Genomic DNA, 17,204 nt, shown 5'->3' with positions numbered 1-17,204 from the left:
ACAGGCAGGGAAAGGCAGGAGAAATATGCGACGCGAAGTTTCAATGGAAGAGATTTCCGATGGAAAGCTTTATGAGGCAAATGATATGGTAAAGGCTGACTGCCATGACTGTGAAGGCTGTCACGACTGCTGCACAGGCATGGGGGATTCCGTGGTGCTGGACCCGCTGGATGTCTTCCGGTTATGTGCAGGCCTTGGAAAAACGGCGGAGGAGCTTGTCAGTCTTGGATATATTCAGTTTGATGCCGCGGACGGCAACATCCTGCCCCATCTCTGTATGAGGGGCAGGGAGGAGAGCTGCGTCTTTTTAAACGGGGAGGGAAGGTGCTCGATTCATGGATTCCGGCCGGGATTCTGCCGGCTTTTCCCACTGGGAAGATACTATGAAAACGGAGGCTTCCGATATTTTCTGCAGATTCATGAGTGCAAAAAGACGAACCGCAGCAAGATCAAAGTAAAAAAATGGATCGACACGCCGGAGCTTAAAAAATATGAGAAATTTGTGGCAGACTGGCATTATTTCCTACTGGATGTGCAGGAGGTATTGTATCAGGCTGAAGACGGGGAGCTGATCAAGAATCTGAATCTCTATGTGGTGAACCGCTTTTATATGAAGGCATATGAGAAAAATGAGGATTTTTACGCCCAGTTTTACACAAGGCTTGAGGAAGGCAGAAAGCTTTTGAGTCTGGCAAAGGAGTAAAGAGAATGAAACAGTCACAAATTACCTTATGGTGCCATGAAATGATCCGTTCCCAGTCACCGGAAGGGGGCTTTTATATTGATGCCACCATGGGAAACGGCAGTGACACCCTGTTTCTGTGTGAGCTGGCAGGGGACAAAGGCCGGGTGCTGGCGTTTGATATCCAGGATGCAGCGCTTCAGAAAACGGCGGAGGTTTTAAAAGAACATGGATATGAGGAAAGGGCAGAGCTGATACATGACGGGCATGAGCATATGGATCTCTATGCAGGGGAAGAGTTTGCGGATGTGATCTGCTTTAACTTCGGATACCTGCCTGGCGGTGATCACGCCATTGCGACAAGGGCAGATACCAGTGTGGCAGCAGTGGAAAAAGGACTCCGTATCCTGAAGAGCGGCGGCATGATGAGCCTTTGCATTTATAGTGGCGGTGACACGGGGTTTGAGGAAAAAGAAAGGCTGCTGGCCTTTTTGAAGGAGCTTCCGTCCAGAGAATATACGGTGATCGTCAATCAATATTACAACCGGAGCAACAATCCGCCTTTGCCGGTTTTTATATTCAAAAAATAGTGGAGAATACTGAAAGGAGCGTAAACGCTATGAGACGCAGTGACAGAGAAGTAACGGACAGAAATGAGATGATCCAGATCATGGAAAAATGTGATGTATGCAGGCTTGTTCTGAATGATGAAGGATATCCTTATATTGTCCCTCTGAATTTTGGAATGCTGGTAAAAGAGGACAGGCTGGAGTTATATTTCCACGGTGCCGCAGAAGGAAAAAAATACGACTTGATCGCAAGAGACAACAGAGCGACCTTTGAAATGGATTGCGAACATCTGCTCGTGCTGGATGAGGAAAAAGGAAATTGTACCATGAACTACGAAAGCGTGATCGGAAGAGGCTTTGTAGAAATGGTTCCGGACGATGAAAAATACGAAGGGCTGTGCATCCTTATGAATCATTACCGTGAGGAAGGCTTTCCTTTTAGCCAAAAGGCAATTCCCCGCACAAATGTATTTAAGCTTGTTGTCACAGAGATGACGGGAAAAATCCGTACCAAAAAGAAGAAATAATCTTATTGACAAAACTGCATTTCTTCAGATAAAATATCAAAAGTAAGCCGCTTTAGAGAGCGGCTTATTTTAACAATACAAATTAGATAAAACTAATTAAAGTGAGTGTATAAAAACAAAAGGCAGAAACATCAACTTTGATGTTCAACAGACGGCTGGTTGGCACAGGCAGTTGGCGATGCCATTGCGGAATTATGTATTCGATGTGAAATGGGAGGATAAGCTGGTGAAGGGTAATGTGGACGAAAAGAGAAAGAGAGAGAAACAAACCGTAGCTCTGATGATAAGGATTTATTGCCGCAAAAATCACGGTACAAAACAGGAGCTTTGCCCTGAATGTAGAGCGCTCAGTGATTATGCAGATCAAAGGAGTGATAAATGTCCCTTTATGGAGACAAAAACCTTTTGTTCCAATTGCAAGGTCCACTGCTACAAGCCGGAGATGAGAGAAAAAATCCGTGATGTCATGCGTTTCTCCGGCCCGCGGATGATTTTTCATCATCCGGTTATGGCGGTGCGGCACGTGATTGAGACAAAAAAAGAGAAAAAAAGATTGGAGGAAACCAAATGAGACTGAAACGACTTTTATTATTGATCGTGGGGTGTATTTGCCTGGGACTTGGATGCATAGGGATCGTGCTGCCCATCCTTCCCACAGTACCCTTCTTTCTGGTAACAGCATTCTGCTTTGCCAATTCTTCTCAGAAGCTGCATGACTGGTTTGTTGGTACAAAAATGTACAAGAAGCATCTGGAGTCTTTTGTGCAGAAACGGGGTATGACTACTGAAACAAAGATTACGATCATTACCAGTGTGACTGTTTTAATGGGAATCGGCTTCCTGCTGATGAGCCGTGTTCCGGTAGGACGGGTGATCCTGGCGATTGTGTGGATCTGCCACCTCTTGTATTTTGTATTCGGTGTAAAGACACTGCCAAAGAATGCCGTACCGGAATCAGAGACATAAAGGCGCATATTTCGGCTGGATGGAGCCGAAGGCGCAGCATGAACTTAGTGACCACGGTATAATGTACCGCAAAGAATACAAGGAGGTTTGTTATGAACAGAGAGAAAGTAATTTGCCCCTGTTATCACGTTACAAAAGGGGATGTGGCAGATGCGGTAAAAAACGGTGCTTCTTCTTTTAAAGAGGTAAAAAAAGCTACGAAAGCCGGGAAGGGCTGCGGAAAATGCAAGAAAAAGGTAAAAAAACTGACGAAAAAATTGCTTGAAAAGCAGGCATAAAGAAGGCGGCGTAACCAGGTTGTCTGGTAAGCAAAAAAAGCGCATAAATCTCTGCTGACTGTACAGACTAACTTATGTGCTCATTTTCTTCAGGAAAAAGGAGTGGATTATATTCTTGCAGAAGGAGGAAATACATGAAAAACCGATTGAAAGACCAGAACAGCCCATATCTTTTGCAGCATGCGTCCAATCCCGTTGACTGGTATCCCTGGGGAGAAGAGGCTTTTGAGAAAGCGCGGCGGGAAAATAAGCCTGTGTTTTTAAGTATCGGCTACAGCACCTGCCACTGGTGCCATGTTATGGCTCATGAGAGCTTTGAAAATCAGAAAATCGCAGAAATCCTGAATGAGAACTTTGTGTCCGTTAAGGTAGACCGTGAGGAAAGACCGGATATTGACAGCGTATATATGGAGGTCTGTCAGGCGCTTACAGGAAGCGGCGGCTGGCCTATGAGTATTTTTCTCACAGCAGAGCAGAAGCCTTTTTATGCCGGAACGTATTTTCCACCCTCATCACGATACGGAGTCATGGGCTTCCGGGATCTGCTCATCGGGATCGCAGACGCATGGAAGCATAAAAAGGCGGAACTGCTGAGATCAGCAGACTATATTCTGGAACAGATTACGGTCCGGGAGCAGGAATCCGACAAAGCTATAGACAGAAATCTGCCGGGGCGTGCTGCAAAAATCTTTTCCGAAAGCTTTGATAAAGGATACGGCGGTTTTGGGCAAGCGCCGAAATTTCCCACGCCGCATAACCTGATTTTTCTCACCCTGTATTCGTCTCTGAATGAGGATGAAGCAGCTTTTGTGCAGGCAAAAAGAACACTGGAGAAGATGCGCAGAGGAGGAATTTTTGACCATATTGGATATGGATTTTCCAGGTATTCCACAGACAGGTATTTTCTTGTCCCGCATTTTGAGAAGATGCTTTATGACAATGCGCTTCTGATCATCGCCTACTGTGCAGCGTACAAGAAATCCGGCGACAGCCAGCTTCTTGATACAGCGGAGAAAACGGCGGAGTATATTTTCCGCGAAATGACAGACCCAGACGGAGCATTCTATTCTGCTCAGGATGCGGACAGCGAGGGAGAAGAGGGAAAGTTTTATGTCTGGAGCTATGAAGAGGTATGCAGGATTCTGGGAAATGAAAAGGGCGCACAGTTCTGTGAATACTTCGGTATGACAAAAGAGGGAAACTTTGAAGGAAAAAACATCCCCAATCTTTTAGATGGAAATGAGATTTCGGAGAAATTTGAAGCAGAGCGGAAGGTTTTATTTGAATACAGAAAGGAAAGGACAAAGCTCCATCTGGACGACAAAATCCTGACCTCCTGGAACGCACTGATGATTTGTGCAATGGCAGTTTTGTACCGGGCAACAGGCTGCGGGAAATATCTTTCCGCAGCAAAAAAAGCTGATGAATTTATCCGAAAGAATCTTTCAGACGGAGAGCAGCTTTATGTAAGCTGCCGTGAAAAAAGGCGTTCCGTCAAAGGCTTTTTGGATGAATACGCATATTACACGGCTGCCTGTCTCTGCCTGTATGGGGCAAGCCAGGAGCGTGGATATCTGGAACAGGCGGAAAAGATCTGCAGACAGGCAGAGCAGCAGTTTGGGGACAAGGATGGCGGCTATTTCCTTTATGGGAAACAGAACAGCAGTCTGATCACAAGGCCAAAGGAAACCTACGACGGCGCCCTTCCAAGCGGAAACTCGGTGATGGCATTCTGTCTGGTGAGACTTTCGCAGATTACGGAAAAGGAAGAATACAGGCTGGCAGCAGAAAAACAGCTTGCCTTTCTGTCCGCACAGGCAGCCGCCTACCCGGCCGGATACTGCATGTTTCTCATAGCAGAGCTTCTCTATTTTTATCCGCCCCAGAGGATCACAGCAGTGCTGGCAGAGGGAGACAGCGAAGAGAAGATAATTTCCCGTCTGCCCCTTGAAGCCGACATTCAGATCCTGAGAGCGCCTGCGGAGGAATATGGTCTGTTAAATGATAAAACAACATACTATGTGTGCAAAGGAAACAGATGCCTTCCGCCTTCAAATGAGGAGCCGTAAAGGCTTCGGGGCTTTCACGTTCACGAAAAGCTGCGGTAAAAAAGCAGAAATATGTTGAACTGTGGGGACAATCGCAGTATAATAGCCCCAGATAAATAATATGCAAAATAGGATTCCATGCGTCAAGTGTTCAGTGGATGGGGAGTTGCCGCAGAAACGAAAAGCTCGTCTTACGATATGGGATCCGCACCCGTTGCAACACACAGATGACAGACATCTCGATTGTGAAGGGATACAGGGATTATTATTTATCCGGATGCTCATTCACATCGGGATGTTTTTTGTGTACATAAATTTTTACGCATTTCTCTGCAGCAATTCAGGGCCAAATGCCGCATCCCGAAATAATTTCAAGGAGGTATGGGGCATGATGGATCATGAAAAGATCAAACAGGGAGTCCGGCTGATGCTGGAAGGCATCGGCGAGGATATCCACAGGGAAGGGCTACTGGAGACACCGGACCGCATCGCGCGTATGTGCGAGCAGATCTACGGCGGTCTTTACCAGGATGCAGCCACCCATCTGAACAAACAATTCCAGGCAACCAACAACAATATGGTATTGGAAAAGGATATCACCTTTTATTCCGTATGCGAGCACCACCTGCTTCCGTTTTACGGCAAGGCACATGTGGCATACATTCCCGATGGAAAAGTTGCGGGCTTAAGCAAGCTTGCGCGTACTGTTGAGGTGTTTGCCAGAAGACCGCAGATCCAGGAAAACATGACTGCCCAGATTGCAGATGCACTGGAAAAATATCTGAATCCCAAGGGTGTCATGGTAATGATCGAGGCGGAGCATATGTGCATGACCATGCGAGGCGTTCAAAAACCGGGAAGCAAGACTGTTACAACCATTGTGCGGGGTGTGTTTGCAGACGATTATTCCCTGCAGCAGACCTTTTTGCAGATGGTAAACCGCTGACCGGGAAAATGTGAGGACGATTAGATGAAAAATACGGAAGCAAGAAGCATGGATCGTGTCCATCGCATACAGGCGCATCCGTTATTCCAGGAACTGTGGAAGAAGCTTCAGGACGCAGAAAAGGACCGTATATTCTGCCGCCATACCATGGAACATTTTCTGGATGTGGGGAGGCTTATGTATATTTACAGCCTGGAAAACGGCGCAGAGATCAGAAAGGATGTGATCTATGCAGCCGCCCTTCTTCATGATATTGGAAGGTATGAGCAGATCGCGGAGGGAACACCGCATGACATTGCCAGCGCCAGGATCGCAGAGGGGATCATGAAGGACTGCGGCTTTACACTGGAAGAGATACAGGCCATTCAAAATGCCATTTTGGGACATCGGAAAAAAGAGAGCCTCACCAGTGAGGACAGCCTGACCGCATATCTTTACCGTGCGGATAAGAAATCCAGAAACTGCTTTGCGTGCCCGGCGGAGCCTGCGTGTGACTGGTCGGTGGAAAAAAAGAACCTATGGATCGAATATTAGTGGAAAAACAGGAGAAAAGCATGAAAATCGGTGGAAAAGAATTTGATGTAAGCAAGAAAACATATATTATGGGAATCCTGAACGTCACACCGGATTCCTTTTCAGACGGAGGAAAATATAACAGGATGGATGCAGCCCTTTCCCATGCAGAGGAAATGATCCGGGACGGCGCAGATATTGTTGACATTGGCGGAGAATCCACCCGTCCGGGACATACTGTGATCACAGACGAGGAAGAGATTGCCCGTGTGGTACCTGTGATCGAGGCAGTTAAATCCCGTTTTGATATCCCCGTATCCATTGATACATACAAAGGAAAGGTTGCGGAGGCAGCTTTGAAAGCCGGAGCGGACCTGGTAAATGATATTTGGGGCTTCAAGCATGACCGCCGTGTGGCAGAGCTGACTGCACAGTACGGCGCAGCCTGCTGTCTGATGCACAATCGTCACGAGGCTGTTTACCAGGATTTCCTGGAAGACATGGTGCAGGATATGAAGGAGTGCGTCAGCATTGCAAGAGAGGCTGGCGTAACAGAGGATAAGATCATTCTGGATCCGGGAGTTGGATTTGGAAAAACATATGAGATGAATCTGGAGGCAATTCATCATGTGGACGTACTTCACAGGCTGGGATTCCCGATTCTGCTGGGAACCTCCCGGAAATCTGTCATCGGTCTGACTTTGGATCTTCCGGCGGACCAGCGTGTGGAGGGAACCCTTGCCACAACAGTGATCGGTGTGATGAAGGGCTGTGCATTTGTCCGCGTACATGATGTAAAAGAAAACAAGCGTGTCATCCGGATGACAGAAGCCATTTTGGGATGTTAGGGGGCTTTATGGATAAGATTACCATAAAAAAACTGGAAGTATTTGCAAAGCACGGTGTTTATCCGGAAGAGAATGTTCTCGGACAGAAATTTGTGATCTCAGCAGTCCTGCACACAAGCACCAGAAAGGCAGGCGTCACCGATAATCTGGAATATTCCGTAAATTACGGAGAAGTAAGTCATTTTATCCAGGAGTTTGCCACCAAACATACCTGGAAGCTGGTGGAAAGCATAGCGGAGCAGCTTGCCCAGGCGCTGCTGCTTCAGTTTCCGCTGGTGGAGAAGGTGGACCTGGAGATTGAAAAGCCCTGGGCACCCATCGGCCTTCCGCTTGATACAGTTTCTGTGGAGATCAGCAGAGGGTGGCATACGGCGTACATCGCGCTTGGCTCGAATATGGGAGATAAAAAAGGCTATCTGGATATGGCGGTAAAAAGACTGGATGAAAGAAAAGACTGCCAGGTGAAAAAGGTTTCCGATTATCTGGTGACCGCACCTTATGGCGGTGTGGAGCAGGATGATTTCCTCAATGGAGCACTTGAGCTGCGGACCATGCTGGCTCCGGAGGAACTTCTGGAGATACTTCATGAGATCGAGCAGGAGGCAAAACGTGTCCGGGAAATCCATTGGGGGCCAAGGACGCTGGATCTGGATATCCTTCTTTATGATGATCTGGTAATGGATACGCCCGAGCTTCATATCCCACATATTGAGATGCACCTGAGAGATTTTGTGCTCATTCCCATGGCGCAGATCGCACCGTGGAAGCGCCATCCCCTGACCGGGAAAACCGTTGAGGAGATGCAAAAAGCCCTTTGACATTTTTGAGAATTTTGTGATAAAATGTCTGCGGTAAAAAACTAAATAGAACATATATGATGACACAGGTAGTGCTTTGCACGTAAATCTGATTACGGAACATGGTTTTTGATTCTCAGAAGATTGCGTGCAGGCCGGCCTGTGTTTTTGTATGTGAAGAGGAGGAAATAAGTATGCCAAGAAATCAATTTCAAAGAATGGTGTTTGCATTTATTACTGTTGTGATAACAGTGCACGCCTATGTATTTTACAGCCTGTATGTGGTGAACGGCTCTCTGCTGATGGAGATAACGGGAGCCGATTCGGTGATCCATGCGATCAATGCCCAGGGCGGCGTTTATATGTTTGGAAAGATGCTGCCGATCTGGGCCGTGATACTGGTGGAATTCTGTTTTGCATATGGTCTGGAATGTGTGATGGGCAGCCCATGCTCCTTCAGGCTTGCATGTAAGGTGTATAACCCCAGGGAAACCCATCCTGTAACCTTTGAGACAACGATCATCTGTGCAACGGTTGGCCTGATGTGTCCTGCCATGAGTTTTTTAGCGGCATGGTTTTATTATCCTTACTATGCTGGCTTTAACATTTTTACGCTGCTGGCAAACTGGCTGAAGCTGGTATGCTTCAATTTTCCATTTGCATTTTTCAGCCAGCTATTTTTCATCCAGCCATTTGTCCGGACTGTGTTTAAGGTTCTTTTCCGGAAAGATATTGAAAAAAGAGCAAAATACTAATTCAGGGAAATTTCCCGCACAAAAGCCAGACCAAGTCCTGCACCGCCCATTACGCGGCTGCAGGATTTTTTAATCGCATCCTGTCTGTTCTGACAGGCATTCACCTCTTATCCATCCATACGAAGTGTTTTTAACTTTTTAACTTTACAAATGAGGTTAAAAAAGATAAAATTGAATTGCAAGGAGGGATGCACATGTCAAACGAAGAATACAGCAAGATTATTTCGGAGATTGAAACATTACCATCCGGTGGTATCACTTACAAGAAAATAAATGGTAAGGAGTATGCTTATTATCAATGGAGAGAAAATGGAAAGCAGCGCTCCAGAAGAATAAAGGATGAGGAATTAGAAAAATTTACAAAGCAGATTGAAAGAAGGAAGGAACTACAAAATCTGATTAAAAATACGGAAACCCATATAATAAAAATGACGAAGCCTGTATATCAGTTTCGTTGTGCTGTGAGAATCGGTAAAGATCTGGAGCGTTTTGTGAAGCCTGTTGCTAAATGGATGAAGCGTGAATGTTACCAGCAGTTACATGATTATGTTTATGGAGACCTTTACGACAGAGTATACATTTTATACGGTCTGCGAAGAACCGGAAAGACTACACTGATTCGTCAGTTGATTTACGATATGGATGCAGAGATGAGAAGTAAATCGGTGTTTATTCAGATACAGGACAGAAAGAGCCTGGATGATGTTAATCGCGACCTAAAATATTTGGAAACAAATGGTTACCGATATGTGTTTATTGATGAGGTTACGCTTTTGGATGATTTTATAGAAGGTGCAGCTTTGTTTTCCGATGTTTTTGCTGCCAGTGGGATGAAAATTGTTTTATCTGGTACGGACTCTCTGGGATTCATGTTCACAGAAGATGAGGAGTTGTATGATAGATGTATGATGTCTCATACTACTTTTATTCCATATCGTGAATTTGAAAATGTGTTAGGCATAATTGGAATAGATCATTATATTCGATATGGCGGCACTATGAGTCTGGGCGGAAAGCATTACAATGATGATGCGATTTTTGCTACTAAAAAAAGTACGGATGAATATGTAGACAGCGCGATTGCCCGTAACATCCAGCATTCTTTGAAAAATTATCAATATGAAGGCCATTTCCGTTCATTGAGAGAACTGTATGAGAAAAATGAGCTGACAAGTGCAATTAACCGGGTAGTTGAAGATATGAATCATCGGTTTACCATGGAGGTTTTGACAAGGAATTTCAGGTCAAATGATTTAAGGATATCGGCAAAGAATCTTAGAAAGGATCGTGAGAATCCTACGGATATTCTGGATCGGATTGATATTGTGAAAGTAAATGAAACGTTAAAATCTCTGTTGGAAATCAGGGATAAAGCGGAACAGTCTGTGGAAATACAGGACGTGCATCGGTTTGAGATAAAGGAGTATTTGGATCTTTTAGATCTTACGGCAGAAATTGAAACCCGATGGATGTCTGACTTTAATCGTAAGGAAACAAGGACAGCGTTTTCACAGCCAGGTATGCGTTATTCGCAGGCTGAGGCTTTGATTAAATCTCTTATGCAGGACGAAAAGTTCAGGGATATGTCTCTGACAGAGAGAAATGGAGTAACTGAACGGATTCTGGATGAAATCAAAGGTAGAATGATGGAGGATATCGTTCTTCTTGAAACGAAGATCTCCAGGAAAAATTGTGAGGTATTTCGATTGCAGTTTGCGATTGGCGAGTTTGATATGGTTGTCTTTGACCCGGAGAAAGAGAGTTGTGAGATATATGAAATTAAGCACAGTATGGAAATGGTTGCGCAGCAATGCAGGCATTTGCTGGATGAACAGAAATGTAAAGATACAGAATTTCGATATGGTAGAATCATTGGAAAGTATATAATTTACAGAGGTGTAACGGCTGAATTGAAAGGTGTCACTTATCTGAATGTGGAAGAATATTTGAAAGGTTTGTATTAGATGTGAAAAATGTAAGGAGAAGCATTGTATGAAGAAAAGCTGGCTGCAGTCATCATGGAAAGGAATCTGTATTGCTGCTCTGGGAGTGGGAATGATGGCGTATGGCATCTTCCGGGGCGAGATGGCAGTGGTACTGACAAAAGCGATTAATATATGTCTGGAGTGTATTGGAATTGGATAAGAAGAAAAATACAAATGAATGGCCGCGCCACGGAGCTCAGGCTCTCTGGGCGCTTCTGACAAACAGCTACCTGGCAGGTTTTGTCCAGGGGAAGATTTATAAAGGCAAGCTGAAAAACCTGTGCGTTCCGGGCATGAACTGCTATTCATGCCCGGGAGCCAGAGGCGCCTGCCCCATCGGGGCAATGCAGGCAGTGATCGGAAACTGGAATTTTAAATTTGCTTTTTATGTGGCAGGCTTTCTCATGTTCGTGGGAGCGCTGGTGGGCCGCTTTGTGTGCGGCTGGCTGTGTCCTTTCGGGCTGATCCAGGATCTGCTGCACAAGATCCCTTTTCCGAAAAGGATCAAAACCTTTCGGGGCGATAAGCTTCTGCGGAAGCTGAAATATGTGATACTGGTGGTTTTTGTAATCCTCCTCCCCATGTTTCTGGTGGATATTCTGGGTCAGGGGGCACCGTATTTCTGCAAGCTGATCTGTCCGGTGGGAACGCTGGAGGGAGGCATTCCTCTCGTTCTTCTGAACAAATCTCTGCGCAGCGCCCTTGGCTGGCTGTATGCGTGGAAGCTGGTGATACTGGCGGTTACGATCTTTGCGTCCGTTTTGATCTACCGCCCCTTCTGCAAATACATATGTCCCCTTGGGGCTGTCTACTCGGTATTTAACCCTATTTCGGTATTTAGGTACCGGTTGGATAAAGAAAAATGCGTAAACTGCGGCGCCTGCGCAAAAGCCTGCAAAATGCAGGTGGATCCTGTACAGAACGTGAACCATCCCGAATGTATCCGCTGCGGACAGTGTAAAAAGTCCTGTCCTGTGGGTGCGATCAAATAGCGAAAGGAAATATGGCGTACAGGTATGTTAATGTATCGGTACGTTAAAAAATTAACCAAATTATCTGATAAATTTAAAAATAATCAGAACGTTTCTTGTAAATTATTTGGTCATAGTGTATAATGATGTCTATATGAGTAAGGTATAACAGAAACTTATATGGGGCTGCAAAAAAACAAAGGAGGTAGGTTATATGCTTGACCAGTCGTATTATGCAAAAGCGGATGAGGTGATTGCGCGTTACGGACGAAAAGCGGGCTCACTGATTCCGATTATGCAGGATATCCAGGAGGAATACCGGTATTTGCCAGGTGAGCTTTTGTCGTACGTTGCGGAACAGATCGGTGTGACGGAAGCCAAGGCTTACAGTGTGGCAACATTTTACGAGAACTTTTCTTTTGAAGCAAAAGGAAAGTACGTGATCAAGGTCTGTGACGGAACTGCATGTCATGTGCGTAAATCCATTCCGGTGCTGGAAGCTTTGTACAAAAAGCTGGGTCTCAGCAAAACTAAGAGAACAACAGACGATATGATGTTTACGGTGGAGACAGTTTCCTGTCTCGGCGCCTGTGGACTGGCACCCACTATGATGGTGAATGATGAGGTGCATCCCAGAATGACGCCGGAAAAAGCGGAAGAGCTGATCGACACATTGAAAGGGGGCGGACAGGCATGATCGAGAGCAGAGAAGCATTGCAGCAGGTAAGAGAAGAGGCAAAGAAAGTCCTGGATTCCTATGATTGCCGGATTCTTGTCTGTTCCGGAACCGGCTGTATTGCAACCGGTTCACAGAAAATATATGAGAAATTTATGGAGATCGCAAAGGATGCTCCCGGAGTTACCATTGAATTTGGTCCCCATGACGAAAAAGCCCATGTAGGCGTGAAAAAGACAGGCTGTCAGGGTGTCTGTGAGTTAGGACCCCTTGTCCGTATCCAGAAGGGCGAGGATGTCATTCAGTATACAAAGGTCCAGTTGGACGACTGCGAAGAAATCTTTGAGCAGAGTGTCCTTGGAAATGAAGTGATCGAGCGTCTGCTGTATCAGAAGGGCGGAAAGATCAGCAAAGGCCCGGATGATATTCCGTTTATTGCAAAGCAGACGAGGATCGTGCTGAAGAACTGCGGAAAATATGATGCAGAGTCTCTTCAGGAGTACATAGCAAGCGGCGGCTTCGAAGCGCTTTGCAAGGCAATGTATGAGATGGACCCGGATCTTGTAGTGGATGAGGTTGATAAATCCGGTATCCGCGGACGAGGCGGCGGAGGATTTCCGGCAGGCCAGAAGTGGAAACAGGTGGCACGCCAGGCTGATCCGGTTCATTATGTAGTATGTAACGGCGACGAGGGTGACCCGGGAGCGTTTATGGACGGATCTGTTATGGAAGGCGATCCCTACCGTCTGATCGAAGGTATGATGCTGGCAGCTTATGCAGTAAGAGCCCAGCATGGATATATTTACGTGCGTGCGGAGTATCCCCAGTCCGTGGCACGCCTGAAGCACGCCATCGCAGTTCTTGAGGAAGCAGGACTGTTGGGAGATAACATTCTTGGCACAGACTTCAGCTTCCATATGCACATTAACCGCGGCGCAGGTGCGTTTGTCTGCGGCGAGGGTTCCGCCCTGACAGCCTCTATCGAGGGAAGCCGCGGAATGCCCCGTGTAAAACCTCCTCGTACAGTTGAGCAGGGACTGTGGGCAAAGCCGACTGTTCTGAACAACGTGGAGACCTACGCAAATATACCTGAAATTATTTTGAAGGGTGCAGACTGGTACCGCAGCATCGGTACGGCAGGCTCACCTGGTACGAAGACCTTCTCTCTGACCGGAAGTATCGAGAATACCGGTCTGATTGAGGTACCTATGGGTACCACTCTTCGTGAGATCATATTTGATATCGGCGGCGGATTGAAGGAAGGCGCTGCTTTTAAGGCTGTCCAGATCGGCGGACCGTCCGGCGGCTGTCTGACAGAAGAGCACCTTGATGTGCCTCTTGATTTTGACTCCGTTAAAAAATACGGCGCCATCGTAGGTTCCGGCGGTCTTGTTGTTATGGATGAGCATACCTGTATGGTAGAGGTAGCGCGGTTCTTCATGGGCTTCACACAGAGAGAGTCCTGCGGAAAATGCGGCCCATGCCGTATCGGTACAAAACGTATGCTGGAGATCCTGGAAAAGATCGTGGACGGAAAAGGCGAGATGGAAGATCTGGATAAGCTGGAGGAGCTTGGCCGCTTCATAAAAGACCGTTCTCTCTGCGGCCTTGGAAAGAGTGCTCCGCTTCCGGTTCTCTCTACGCTTAAGAATTTCCGTGATGAGTATGTTGAACATATCGTAGATAAGAAATGTGCAGCGCATGTATGTAAGTCCATGCAGGTATATGCAATTGATCCTGAGAAGTGCAAGGGCTGTACCAAGTGCGCGAGAAATTGTCCGGTGAATGCCATCACAGGCAATAAGAAAGAAGCACATACCATTGATACCTCCAAATGTATTAAGTGTGGAACGTGTCTGGATAACTGTGTGTTTGGCGCAGTATACGTGAATTAAGGAGGGAGAACTATGATACATTTGAAAATAGACGGGATCCCTGTGGAAGTCGAAAAAGGTACGACGATCCTGCAGGCGGCGAAAAAAGTCGGTGTTAAAATTCCGACACTGTGTTATCTGGAAAATGTGCTGCCGGATGGTTCCTGCCGCCTTTGTGTGGTAGAAGTGACAAATAACGGCAGAACGAAGTTTGATACAGCATGTACACTGCGCTGCGCAGAAGGCGACGAGGTGCAGACCATGTCTGAAAAGGTGGTGGAATACCGCAGAAAAACTCTGGATCTGCTTCTGTCTGACCACCGTATCCACTGCTTCTCCTGTGAGGCAAACGGAGACTGTAAGCTGCAGGACTACTGCTTTGAGTATGGCGTGGAGCATACAAGCTATCCGGGCGAAATGAAGCCTGGTGAGATCGACGATACAAATAAATTCTTTACCTATGACCCAAGCCTTTGCATTCTCTGCCACCGCTGTGTAAATACATGTAAAGAAATCGTAGGACGAGGCGCGATCGACACCATGGACCGCGGTTTCCAGTCTGTGATCGGTGCTCATTACGAAAACAAATGGGCAGAGGGTATCTGCGAATCCTGCGGCAACTGTGTGCAGGCATGTCCCACAGGTGCTCTGTCTATGAAACGCAGAAAGAACTACCGCCCATGGCAGGTAGAGAAAAAGGTTCTTACCACTTGTCCGCACTGCGCAACAGGATGTCAGTATTATCTGATCGTCAAGGATGGTAAGATCGTGGATACAGAGGCATATGACGGACCATCCAACAAGGGTCTGCTCTGTGTAAAGGGGCGCAGTGGAAGCTTTGATTTCGTACACTCTCCGGAGCGTATCAAATATCCGCTGATCAAGAATAAAGAAACCGGTGAATTCGAGCGTGCTACCTGGGATGAGGCTTTGGACCTTGTGGCTTCCAAATTTATGGAGATCAAGAAACAGTATGGCCCCAATGCACTCGCAGGATTTGCATGTTCCCGTTCCCCGAATGAAGATATTTATATGGTGCAGAAGATGGTTCGCTGCTGCTTTGGCACGAACAATACCGATAACTGCGCCCGCGTCTGCCATTCCGCATCCGTATCCGGTCTGGCGATGACACTTGGCTCCGGTGCTATGACGAATCCTATTGAGGATATCACAAAGAATGCAGATGTGATCATGCTGGTAGGCTCCAATCCTGAGGAGGCACATCCGGTTGTCGGTATGCAGATTCGTCAGGCGATCAAGCGCGGCTGTAAGCTGATCGTTGTGGATCCGCGAGACATCGGACTTTCCAAGAAGGCAGACATCCATCTGAAACTGAAACCGGGCACCAACGTTGCGTTTGCAAACGGTATCATGAATGTCATCATCGAAGAAGGGCTTCAGGATGAAAAATTCATTGCAGAGCGCACAGAAGGCTACGAGGAATTAAAAGAGATCGTAAAAGAGTACACACCGGAACGAGTGGCTGAAATCTGCCATATCGATGCAGACGATCTGAGAAAAGCTGCCATTATGTATGCAAAAGCAGACCGTGCACCGATCATCTACTGCCTTGGAGTTACCGAACACTCTACAGGTACAGAGGGCGTTATGTCCATGTCCAACATGGCAATGATGGTGGGCAAGCTGGGACGCGAGGGCTGCGGCGTGAACCCGCTCCGTGGACAGAACAATGTGCAGGGCGCCTGCGACATGGGCGCACAGCCTAACGTATATCCAGGCTACCAGAAAGTAACGGATCCGGCTGTCAGAGAAAAATTTGAAAAGGCATGGGGCGTTAAGCTTGACCCGAATATCGGTACCCATGCGACAGATATTTTCCCGAAAGCGATTTCCGGCGAAGTGAAAGGCCTGTATATTTACGGTGAGGACCCGGTTGTTACCGATCCGGATACCTCACACATCATTAAGGCGTTAAAGAGCCTTGACTTCTTTGTTCTGCAGGAGCTGTTCATGACAGAGACAGCACAGTATGCGGATGTGATCCTTCCGGGCGTAAGCTACGCAGAGAAGGAAGGTACCTTTACCAACACGGAGCGCCGTGTGCAGAGGGTCCGCAAGGCTGTCACTCTGGAAGGTGAGATGAGACTGGATACGGATATTATCATTGACCTGATGAACCGTATGGGATATCCGCAGCCGCACCTGACTTCTGCCCAGATCATGGATGAGATCGCATCTGTGACACCGAGCTTTGCAGGAATCAGCCACGAACGTCTTGACAGCGAAGAGGTGGGCGGCAGAGGCTTACAGTGGCCATGCACCTCCAAGGATCATCCTGGCACAAAGATCATGCACGTGGGCGAATTCACACGCGGTCTTGGATGGTTCTATCCGGCGCAGTATGTGCCGTCAGCGGAGCTTCCGGATGAAGAGTATCCGATCATTCTGATGACAGGACGTATCCTGTATCACTATACCACGAGAGCTATGACCGGAAAGACTCCGGAGCTTATGGAGATTGAAGGCAAGTCCTTTATTGAGATGAACATCGTGGATGCCGAGAAGCTTGGCATTGCAAACGGCGACAAGGTAAAAGTATCCTCAAGACGCGGTTCCATTGAATCTACGGCGCGTGTGGGTACAAAGACATCACCGGGTGAGAGCTGGATGCCATTCCACTTCCCGGATGGAAATGCAAACTGGCTGACAAATGCAGCCCTTGATAAATACGCAAGAATACCGGAATATAAGGTATGCGCCATTAAGATCGAAAAGGCTTAATGAATACCCGCGGTTCAGCCAGGCAGG

General features: G+C 47.0%; 18 protein-coding genes and 1 riboswitch. All 18 genes read left to right on the top strand.

Annotated features, from left to right (window positions below; genetic code table 11):
* The first annotated feature begins 25 nt into the window (after window positions 1-25).
* The 18 genes from ACESZH_RS19360 (at window position 26) to fdhF (ending at window position 17,177) form a co-directional block, all read left to right on the top strand.
* On the top strand, window positions 26-703 hold the full coding sequence (locus tag ACESZH_RS19360; RefSeq protein WP_373218499.1) for a YkgJ family cysteine cluster protein: 678 nt from the start codon (window positions 26-28) through the stop codon (window positions 701-703).
* Window positions 704-708: 5 nt separating this feature from the next.
* Window positions 709-1,272: a class I SAM-dependent methyltransferase gene (locus ACESZH_RS19355; RefSeq protein ID WP_373218497.1), complete on the top strand. Its 564-nt coding sequence runs from the start codon at window positions 709-711 to the stop codon at window positions 1,270-1,272.
* Between the two features lie 29 nt (window positions 1,273-1,301).
* Window positions 1,302-1,778, top strand: coding sequence for a pyridoxamine 5'-phosphate oxidase family protein (locus ACESZH_RS19350; protein ID WP_373218496.1), 477 nt, complete (start codon window positions 1,302-1,304; stop codon window positions 1,776-1,778).
* A 178-nt stretch (window positions 1,779-1,956) separates the two neighbouring features.
* Window positions 1,957-2,349, top strand: a complete 393-nt coding sequence (locus ACESZH_RS19345) for a nitrous oxide-stimulated promoter family protein (RefSeq protein WP_373218495.1) — start codon at window positions 1,957-1,959, stop codon at window positions 2,347-2,349.
* Window positions 2,346-2,744: a YbaN family protein gene (locus ACESZH_RS19340; protein ID WP_373218493.1), complete on the top strand. Its 399-nt coding sequence runs from the start codon at window positions 2,346-2,348 to the stop codon at window positions 2,742-2,744. The genes ACESZH_RS19345 and ACESZH_RS19340 overlap by 4 nt, the downstream gene beginning before the upstream one ends.
* A gap of 92 nt (window positions 2,745-2,836) precedes the next feature.
* Window positions 2,837-3,022 carry a (2Fe-2S)-binding protein gene (locus ACESZH_RS19335; RefSeq protein WP_373218492.1) on the top strand — a complete coding sequence of 62 codons (186 nt, stop codon included), beginning with the start codon at window positions 2,837-2,839 and terminating at the stop codon, window positions 3,020-3,022.
* Between the two features lie 134 nt (window positions 3,023-3,156).
* Window positions 3,157-5,091 carry a thioredoxin domain-containing protein gene (locus tag ACESZH_RS19330; RefSeq protein WP_373218491.1) on the top strand — a complete coding sequence of 645 codons (1,935 nt, stop codon included), beginning with the start codon at window positions 3,157-3,159 and terminating at the stop codon, window positions 5,089-5,091.
* A gap of 101 nt (window positions 5,092-5,192) precedes the next feature.
* Window positions 5,193-5,289, top strand: a riboswitch (THF riboswitch).
* Between the two features lie 169 nt (window positions 5,290-5,458).
* Window positions 5,459-6,016 (top strand): GTP cyclohydrolase I FolE, encoded by a 558-nt coding sequence (folE, locus tag ACESZH_RS19325; protein WP_373218490.1) that lies wholly within the window; start codon window positions 5,459-5,461, stop codon window positions 6,014-6,016.
* Between the two features lie 24 nt (window positions 6,017-6,040).
* Window positions 6,041-6,550, top strand: coding sequence for an HD domain-containing protein (locus tag ACESZH_RS19320; RefSeq protein ID WP_373218489.1), 510 nt, complete (start codon window positions 6,041-6,043; stop codon window positions 6,548-6,550).
* Window positions 6,551-6,570: 20 nt separating this feature from the next.
* The gene (gene folP / locus ACESZH_RS19315) at window positions 6,571-7,377 is read left to right on the top strand and encodes a dihydropteroate synthase (RefSeq protein ID WP_373218524.1); all 807 of its coding nucleotides are present in this window, start codon (window positions 6,571-6,573) and stop codon (window positions 7,375-7,377) included.
* A gap of 8 nt (window positions 7,378-7,385) precedes the next feature.
* Window positions 7,386-8,195 (top strand): 2-amino-4-hydroxy-6-hydroxymethyldihydropteridine diphosphokinase, encoded by an 810-nt coding sequence (gene folK, locus ACESZH_RS19310; protein WP_373218487.1) that lies wholly within the window; start codon window positions 7,386-7,388, stop codon window positions 8,193-8,195.
* Between the two features lie 173 nt (window positions 8,196-8,368).
* Window positions 8,369-8,929 carry a hypothetical protein gene (locus tag ACESZH_RS19305; protein ID WP_373218486.1) on the top strand — a complete coding sequence of 187 codons (561 nt, stop codon included), beginning with the start codon at window positions 8,369-8,371 and terminating at the stop codon, window positions 8,927-8,929.
* 194 nt (window positions 8,930-9,123) lie between these two features.
* Complete coding sequence (locus ACESZH_RS19300; RefSeq protein ID WP_373218485.1) at window positions 9,124-10,893, top strand: AAA family ATPase; 1,770 nt, start codon at window positions 9,124-9,126, stop codon at window positions 10,891-10,893.
* Window positions 10,894-10,921: 28 nt separating this feature from the next.
* Window positions 10,922-11,074 carry a CD1871A family CXXC motif-containing protein gene (locus ACESZH_RS19295; protein WP_373218483.1) on the top strand — a complete coding sequence of 51 codons (153 nt, stop codon included), beginning with the start codon at window positions 10,922-10,924 and terminating at the stop codon, window positions 11,072-11,074.
* A complete protein-coding gene (locus tag ACESZH_RS19290) occupies window positions 11,067-11,906 on the top strand; it encodes a 4Fe-4S binding protein (RefSeq protein WP_373218482.1) in 840 nt (279 codons plus the stop codon). The genes ACESZH_RS19295 and ACESZH_RS19290 overlap by 8 nt, the downstream gene beginning before the upstream one ends.
* Before the next feature lie 193 nt (window positions 11,907-12,099).
* The gene (locus ACESZH_RS19285; protein WP_373218481.1) at window positions 12,100-12,582 is read left to right on the top strand and encodes an NAD(P)H-dependent oxidoreductase subunit E; all 483 of its coding nucleotides are present in this window, start codon (window positions 12,100-12,102) and stop codon (window positions 12,580-12,582) included.
* Window positions 12,579-14,456, top strand: coding sequence for an NADH-ubiquinone oxidoreductase-F iron-sulfur binding region domain-containing protein (locus ACESZH_RS19280; RefSeq protein WP_373218479.1), 1,878 nt, complete (start codon window positions 12,579-12,581; stop codon window positions 14,454-14,456). The genes ACESZH_RS19285 and ACESZH_RS19280 overlap by 4 nt, the downstream gene beginning before the upstream one ends.
* Window positions 14,457-14,468: 12 nt before the next feature.
* A complete protein-coding gene (fdhF, locus tag ACESZH_RS19275) occupies window positions 14,469-17,177 on the top strand; it encodes a formate dehydrogenase subunit alpha (RefSeq protein WP_373218478.1) in 2,709 nt (902 codons plus the stop codon).
* The last annotated feature ends 27 nt before the right edge of the window (window positions 17,178-17,204 follow it).

Source organism: Ruminococcus sp. 5_1_39BFAA (assembly GCF_964240875.1).
GTDB lineage: Bacteria > Bacillota > Clostridia > Lachnospirales > Lachnospiraceae > Blautia_A.
This window is presented reverse-complemented; position numbering and strand designations above follow the sequence as displayed.